The sequence below is a fragment of the Mycobacterium sp. genome, from assembly GCF_040398885.1.
GTDB lineage: Bacteria > Actinomycetota > Actinomycetes > Mycobacteriales > Mycobacteriaceae > Mycobacterium.
In genome coordinates this window covers 1-7,153 of the sequence record NZ_JBBATF010000026.1, presented here as the reverse complement: position 1 = coordinate 7,153, position 7,153 = coordinate 1, and the positions used below count along the sequence as shown (strand labels likewise).

The following is a 7,153-nucleotide window of genomic DNA, read 5'->3' as shown; positions in this document are numbered from 1 at the left end:
TGTCGACCGATGAGCGTCGACCCATTGGGCGGAGGTGTCGACCGATGAGCGTCGACCCATTGGGCGGAGGTGTCGACCGATGAGCGTCGATCTCGTGCTTGGCCCGCGCCCCGACGAGCCCGGCCCCCCGATCGGCGGCCCGTCGTCCTATCCCCCGGAGGTAACCGACCGCCTGGCCGCCGACGCGGCGGGGATCATCGCCCGCTACCCGCAGCCCCGGTCGGCGCTGCTGCCGCTCCTGCACCTGGTGCAGTCGCAGGACGGCTACCTCACGGCCGCCGGAATCGGCTTCTGCGCGCGCCAACTCGGCCTGACCGCCGCCGAGGTCACCGCGGTCGCCACGTTCTACTCGATGTACCGGCGCACCCCGACCGGCGAGTACCTGGTCGGGGTCTGCACCAACACCCTCTGCGCGATCATGGGCGGCGACGCCATCCTGGAGACCCTCGAGGACGTGCTCGGCATCCACCACGGCCAGACCACAGCCGACGGCAGGATCACCCTGGAGCACCTCGAGTGCAACGCCGCCTGTGACTATGCGCCCGTGGTGATGGTGAACTGGGAGTTCTTCGACAACCAAACCCCTTCCAGCGCAGTCGAACTCGTCTCCGCCCTGCGCGAGGGCCGTCCCGTCGCCCCGACCCGGGGGACGCTGTGCCGGTTCCGCGAGACCGAGCGGACACTGGCCGGTCTGGGCCCGTGCCCGCGGGACGACAGCGGTCCGGGCGCGGCCACCCTGGCCGGGCTGCGGATCGCCCGGGCCGCCGAGGGCGACGCATGAACACGCCGCTGACCCCGGTGCTGAGCCGGTTCTGGGACGAGCCGCAGCCGTGGACGCTGCAGACCTACCTGCGCCACGGCGGGTATCACGGACTGCGTCGCGCCCTGAGCATGTCGCCCGAGGGCGTGATCACCGAGGTCAAGGAGTCCGGGCTGCGCGGGCGCGGCGGGGCCGGGTTTCCCACCGGCACGAAATGGTCGTTCATCGACCGTGATTCGACCAAGCCGCGCTATCTGGTCATCAACGCCGACGAGTCCGAGCCGGGCACCTGCAAGGACATCCCGCTGATGCTGACCACCCCGCACTTCCTGATCGAGGGTGCGGTCATCGCGTCCTACGCCATCGGTGCCCGGCACGCCTTCATCTACCTGCGCGGCGAAGTGGTCCCGGTGCTGCGCCGACTGCAGGCAGCCGTCGCCGAGGCCTACGACGCGGGCTACCTGGGCGTCAACATCGGCGGCTCGGGCTTCGACCTGGACCTGGTCGTGCACGCCGGCGCGGGCGCGTACATCTGTGGGGAGGAGACCGCGCTGCTGGACTCACTGGAGGGTCGCCGCGGCCAGCCGCGGCTGCGGCCCCCCTTCCCGGCGGTGGCCGGTCTCTACGCCTGCCCGACGGTGGTCAACAACGTCGAGTCCATCGCCAGCGTGCCGCCGATCATGGCCCACGGGGTGGACTGGTTCAAGTCGATGGGCACCGAGAAGTCCCCCGGTTTCACGCTGTACTCGCTGTCCGGGCATGTCACCCGGCCCGGCCAGTACGAGGCGCCGCTGGGTATCACGCTGCGGGAATTGCTGCACTACGCCGGCGGGGTGCGGGCCGGCCACCAACTGAAGTTCTGGACACCGGGCGGGTCGTCGACGCCGCTGCTGACGGCCGAACACCTCGACGTGCCCCTGGACTACGAGGGCATCGCCGCGGTGGGCTCGATGCTGGGCACCAAGGCGCTGCAGATCTTCGACGAGACCACCTGCGTGGTGCGGGCGGTGCGCCGGTGGACACAGTTCTACGCCCACGAGTCGTGCGGCAAGTGCACGCCGTGCCGGGAGGGCACCTACTGGCTGGCCCAGATCTACGAGCGCCTCGAGGCCGGGCGCGGCGGGCGGGACGATCTCGACAAGCTGCTCGACATCTCCGACGCCATCAACGGAAAGTCGTTCTGCGCGCTCGGCGACGGCGCCGCCTCGCCGATCATCAGTTCGCTGCAGTACTTCCGCGCCGAGTACGAGGCGCACCTCGACGGGGGCTGCCCGTTCGACCCGTACGCCTCGATGCTCGCCGCCCCCGAAGGGGTGGGCTCGTGACGGCCGCCCTCCCCCGCGAGCAGACGCTCGGGGCCCCGACACGCCGAGGAAACAGAGGCGTTCACGTCTGCTCGCGGGGGGAGACGCGGGGGGAGACGCGGGGGGAGACGCGGGGGACGTGGTCATGACGCAGGCGCCCCAGACCGGCCCGAACACCACCCCGGCGACCGAACTGGTCACCATCACCATCGACGACACCACGCTGTCAGTTCCCAAGGGCACCTTGGTGATCCGGGCGGCCGAGCTGATCGGAGTGCAGATCCCCCGGTTCTGCGACCACCCGCTGCTCGAGCCGGTCGGCGCCTGCCGCCAGTGCCTGGTGGACGTGGAGGGGCAACGCAAGCCGCTGGCCAGCTGCACCACCACCGCCACCGAAGGCATGGTGGTGCGCACCCAGTACACCTCGGAGGCCGCCGACAAGGCCCAGCAGGGCGTCATGGAGCTGTTGCTGATCAACCACCCGCTGGACTGCCCGGTGTGCGACAAGGGCGGCGAATGCCCGCTGCAGAACCAGGCGATGTCCAACGGCCGCGCCGAGACCCGGTTCACCGACGTCAAGCGCACCTTTCCCAAGCCGATCAGTCTGTCGTCTCAGGTTCTGCTGGACCGCGAGCGCTGCGTCCTGTGCGCCCGGTGCACCCGGTTCTCCAACCAGATCGCCGGCGACCCATTCATCGACCTGCTCGAACGCGGCGCCCTGCAACAGGTCGGCATCGCACCCGGGGCGTCGTTCGACTCCTACTTCAGCGGCAACACCGTGCAGATCTGCCCGGTCGGCGCGCTCACCGGAACCGCCTACCGGTTCCGCGCCCGCCCGTTCGACCTGGTGTCCACCCCGAGCGTGTGCGAGCACTGCGCCTCCGGTTGCGCCCAGCGCACCGACCACCGCCGCGGCGTGGTGCTGCGCCGGTTGGCCGGCGACGACCCGGAGGTCAACGAGGAGTGGAACTGCGACAAGGGGCGGTGGGCGTTCGCCTACACCCGGGTCGGTGACCGCATCACCACCCCGATGGTCCGCGACGACGACGGCAGCCTGCGGACCGCGTCGTGGTCGGAGGCAATCGCGCGGGTGGCCGCCGGACTGGCCGGCGGACGGACCGGGGTGCTCCTCGGCGGTCGGTCCACCACCGAGGACGCCTACGCCTACGCCAAGTTCGCCCGAACTGTGTTGGGCACCAACGACATCGACTTCCGGGCTCGTCCGCTTTCGGCGGAGGAGACCGACTTCCTGACTGCACGGGTGGCCGGGCAGCCGATGAGGGTCACCTACGCCGACCTCGAGGCCGCCACGACGGTGGTGCTGGCCGGGTTCGAACCCGAGGAAGAGTCGCCCATCGTCTTCCTGCGCCTGCGCAAGGCGGTCCGCAAGCGCGGTCTCCCGGTGGTGACGATCGCGCCGTTCGCCTCCCGCGGGACGGCGAAACTGTCCGCCCGGCTCATCGCGACCACGCCCGGACGCGAGGCCGACGCCCTGGACGCCCTGTCAGGCGAACTCGGCGAGGGCGCGGTGATCCTCGCCGGGGAACGGCTGGCCGCCAGCCCGGGTGCGCTGTCGGCGGCGGCCCGCCTGGCGCAGCGGACCGGGGCGCGGCTGGCCTGGGTCCCGCGCCGGGCCGGGGACCGCGGCGCCGTGGACGCCGGCTGCCTGCCCACCCTGCTGCCCGGTGGACATCCGGTCGCCGACCCGGGTGCCCGCCGGCACATCGCCTCGGCGTGGCACTGCACCGATCTGCCCACCACGCCGGGCCGCGACACCGACGCGATCCTCGCCGCGGCCGGTCGCGGCGATCTCGACGCGCTGCTGATCGGGGGTGTGGAGCCCGCCGACCTGACCGACCCGCAGACGGCGCTGGCCGCTATCGGGGCGGCCCGCTTCGTCGTCTCCCTGGAATTGCGGGAGTCGGCGGTCACCGCGCTGGCCGATGTGGTGTTCCCGGTGGCGCCGGTGGCCGAGAAGGCCGGCTCGTTCACCGACTGGGAGGGCCGGATCCGTCCCTTCGGTGCGGCGCTGTCCTCCAACGCCGCACCCGATATGCGGGTGCTGGCCACCCTGGCCGACGAGTTCGGCGTCGACCTCGGCTTCCGCACCCCGGAGCAGGCCCGCGCCGAGATGGCGGCGCTGGGCACCTGGGACGGCCCCCGCGCCGACCCGGACGTCTGCGCCCGGCCCACACCCGGGCTGCAGGCCAACGAGGCGGTGCTGGCCGGCTGGCGGATGTTGCTGGACCACGGCCGGTCACAGGACGGCGAACCGTATCTGGCCGGGACCGCGCGGCTGCCGTTGGCCAGGCTGTCTCCGGCCACCGCGGCGGCCATCGGCGCCGCCGACACCGTGACGGTGTCCACCGGGCGGGGATCGCTGACGCTGCCCCTGGTGCGCACCGCGATGCCGGATCAGGTGGTGTGGTTGCCACTGAACTCCGACACGGCGGCGCACAGCACGCTGGGCGTGACCGCCGGTGCGACGGTGCGTATCGAGGCGGGGGGCCGAATGTGACGTATCCGGACCCGACGGTGTTCGGCCACGACCCGTGGTGGCTGATCCTGGTCAAAGCGGTGGCGGTCTTCGTCTTCCTGATGCTCACCGTTCTGGTGGCGATCCTGGTGGAGCGAAAACTGCTGGGCCGCATGCAGATGCGCTTCGGCCCCAATCGGCTGGGTCCGTTCGGGCTGCTGCAGTCGCTGGCCGACGGCATCAAACTGGCGCTCAAGGAGGGCCTAATCCCGGCCGGGGTGGACAAGCCGATCTACCTGATGGCGCCGGCCATCTCGGTGATCACGGCGCTGATGGCGTTCGCGGTGATCCCGCTGGGCCCGGTCGTGTCGGTGTTCGGCCATGCCACCCCGCTGCAGCTGACCGACCTTCCGGTCGCCGTGCTCTACGTCCTGGCCGTCACCTCGATCGGCGTGTACGGAATCGTGTTGGCGGGCTGGTCATCCGGGTCCACCTACCCGCTGCTGGGCGCCCTGCGTTCCAGCGCACAGGTGGTCTCCTACGAGATCGCGATGGCGCTGTGCTTCGCGTCGGTGTTCCTGTATTCGGGCACCATGTCGACCTCCGGGATCATCGCCGGGCAGACCCACACCTGGTACGTGTTCTTGCTGCTGCCGTCCTTCGTGGTGTACCTCACCGCGATGGTCGGGGAGACCAACCGCGCCCCGTTCGACCTTCCCGAGGCCGAGGGCGAACTGGTCGGCGGATTCCACACCGAGTACTCGTCGCTGAAGTTCGCGATGTTCTACCTCGCCGAGTACGTCAACATGACCACCGTCTCGGCACTCGCGAGCACGCTGTTCCTGGGCGGCTGGCGGGCGCCGTGGCCGATCAGCCTCGCCGACGGCGCCAACACCGGCTGGTGGCCGCTGCTGTGGTTCGTGGCGAAGGTGTGGACGTTCCTGTTCGTCTTCATGTGGCTGCGCGCCACGCTGCCCCGGCTGCGCTACGACCAGTTCATGGCGCTGGGCTGGAAGCTGCTGATCCCGGTGTCGCTGGTGTGGATCCTCGTCGTCGCCGTGCTGCGGTCCGCCGGACTCGCCGGCGTCATCGCGAACCTGGTCGCCGCCGCGGCGCTGCTGGCTGTGCTGCTGGGCCTGAATGCGTTGCGGCGCAGGGCTGCCGCGCGATCGGCGCCCCCGCCGCCACCCCCCTCGGACGGCTCCTTCCCGGTTCCGCCGCTTCCTGCCAAAAAAATGAACCCAGCGGAGGCCGCACATGCCACTCCCTAAGTTCCTCGACGCCGTCGCCGGCTTCGGTGTCACGTTCGCCACCATGTTCAAGCGGCCGATCACCGAGCAGTACCCGGAGAAGCCGGGGCCGACCACGCCGCGCTACCACGGCCGCCACCAACTCAACCGCTACCCCGACGGCCTGGAGAAGTGCATCGGCTGCGAGTTGTGCGCGTGGGCCTGCCCGGCCGACGCCATCTACGTCGAGGGGGCGGACAACACCGAGGCCGAGCGCTACTCCCCCGGCGAGCGCTACGGCCGCGTCTACCAGATCAACTACCTGCGCTGCATCGGCTGCGGTTTGTGCATCGAGGCGTGCCCGACCCGGGCGTTGACCATGACCGGGGACTACGAGATGGCCGACGACAACCGCGGTGACCTGATCTACGGCAAGGACAAACTGCTCGCCCCACTGCAGCCGGGAATGCAGGCGCCGCCGCACCCGATGGCGCCCGGGACCACCGACGACGACTACTACCTGGGCAACGTGAAGAGCCCCGAGGTGTCCCCGTGAACGCCGAAGCCGTCGCCTTCTGGACGCTCGGAGCCGTGGCGGTCGTCGGCGCTCTCGGGGTGGTCGCCGCGCGCAAGGCGGTGTACTCCGCACTGTTCCTGGCTTCGACGATGATCGCGCTGGCCGTGCTCTACGGGGTGCAGGGGGCCGCGTTCCTGGGCGTGGTGCAGGTGGTGGTCTACACCGGCGCGGTGATGATGCTGTTCCTGTTCGTCCTGATGCTGATCGGGGTGGACTCCGCGCAGTCCCTGGTGGAAACCATTCGCGGACAACGGGTCGCGGCGGTCCTGGCCGGGGTGGGCTTCGGGCTGCTGCTGATCGCCGGGATCGGCAGCGCCAAGACGGGCGGTTTCACCGGGCTCGACGAAGCGAATGAGGGGGGCAACGTCGAGGGCCTGGCCGATCTGATCTTCACCCGCAACCTGTTGGCCTTCGAACTGACCAGCGCACTGCTGATCACCGCCGCCCTCGGCGCGATGGTGCTCGCGCATCGGGAACGGCTGGGGCCGCGGAAGACCCAGCGCGAGATGGCGATCGAACGCTTCCGCGGCGCGGGCCGGCCGACCCCGCTGCCCAACCCCGGCGTGTACGCCCGCCGCAACGCCGTCGACACCCCCGCCCGACTTCCCGACGGATCCGACGCCGAATCCTCGGTGAGCGCCACGATCAGGGAGCAGCGATGACTCCCGCCCACTACCTATACCTGTCGGCGCTGCTGTTCACCATCGGGGCCGCCGGCGTGCTGGTCCGCCGCAACGCCATCGTCATGTTCATGTGCGTGGAGTTGATGCTCAACGCCGGCAACCTCGCCTTCGTCACCTTCGCCCG

7 protein-coding genes are annotated in these 7,153 nt (G+C 70.6%); all 7 read left to right on the top strand.

Going from position 1 to position 7,153, the window contains the following annotated elements:
• The first annotated feature begins 79 nt into the window (after positions 1-79).
• Complete coding sequence (gene nuoE / locus ADBZ5U_RS04355) at positions 80-781, top strand: NADH-quinone oxidoreductase subunit NuoE (RefSeq protein WP_526262741.1); 702 nt, start codon at positions 80-82, stop codon at positions 779-781.
• Positions 778-2,085 carry an NADH-quinone oxidoreductase subunit NuoF gene (nuoF, locus tag ADBZ5U_RS04350; protein WP_526262739.1) on the top strand — a complete coding sequence of 436 codons (1,308 nt, stop codon included), beginning with the start codon at positions 778-780 and terminating at the stop codon, positions 2,083-2,085. The genes nuoE and nuoF overlap by 4 nt, the downstream gene beginning before the upstream one ends.
• Before the next feature lie 124 nt (positions 2,086-2,209).
• Entirely contained in the window at positions 2,210-4,582 is a 2,373-nt protein-coding gene (locus tag ADBZ5U_RS04345; RefSeq protein WP_526262737.1) for an NADH-quinone oxidoreductase subunit G, read from the top strand.
• Complete coding sequence (nuoH, locus tag ADBZ5U_RS04340) at positions 4,579-5,811, top strand: NADH-quinone oxidoreductase subunit NuoH (RefSeq protein WP_526262735.1); 1,233 nt, start codon at positions 4,579-4,581, stop codon at positions 5,809-5,811. The genes ADBZ5U_RS04345 and nuoH overlap by 4 nt, the downstream gene beginning before the upstream one ends.
• Positions 5,798-6,325: an NADH-quinone oxidoreductase subunit NuoI gene (nuoI, locus tag ADBZ5U_RS04335; RefSeq protein ID WP_526262733.1), complete on the top strand. Its 528-nt coding sequence runs from the start codon at positions 5,798-5,800 to the stop codon at positions 6,323-6,325. Before nuoH ends, nuoI begins: the two co-directional genes overlap by 14 nt.
• Complete coding sequence (locus ADBZ5U_RS04330) at positions 6,322-7,008, top strand: NADH-quinone oxidoreductase subunit J (RefSeq protein ID WP_526262731.1); 687 nt, start codon at positions 6,322-6,324, stop codon at positions 7,006-7,008. The genes nuoI and ADBZ5U_RS04330 overlap by 4 nt, the downstream gene beginning before the upstream one ends.
• Positions 7,005-7,153, top strand: a 149-nt coding sequence (gene nuoK, locus ADBZ5U_RS04325) for an NADH-quinone oxidoreductase subunit NuoK (RefSeq protein ID WP_526262781.1), incomplete at its 3' end; no start/stop codon positions are given. The genes ADBZ5U_RS04330 and nuoK, both read left to right, overlap by 4 nt.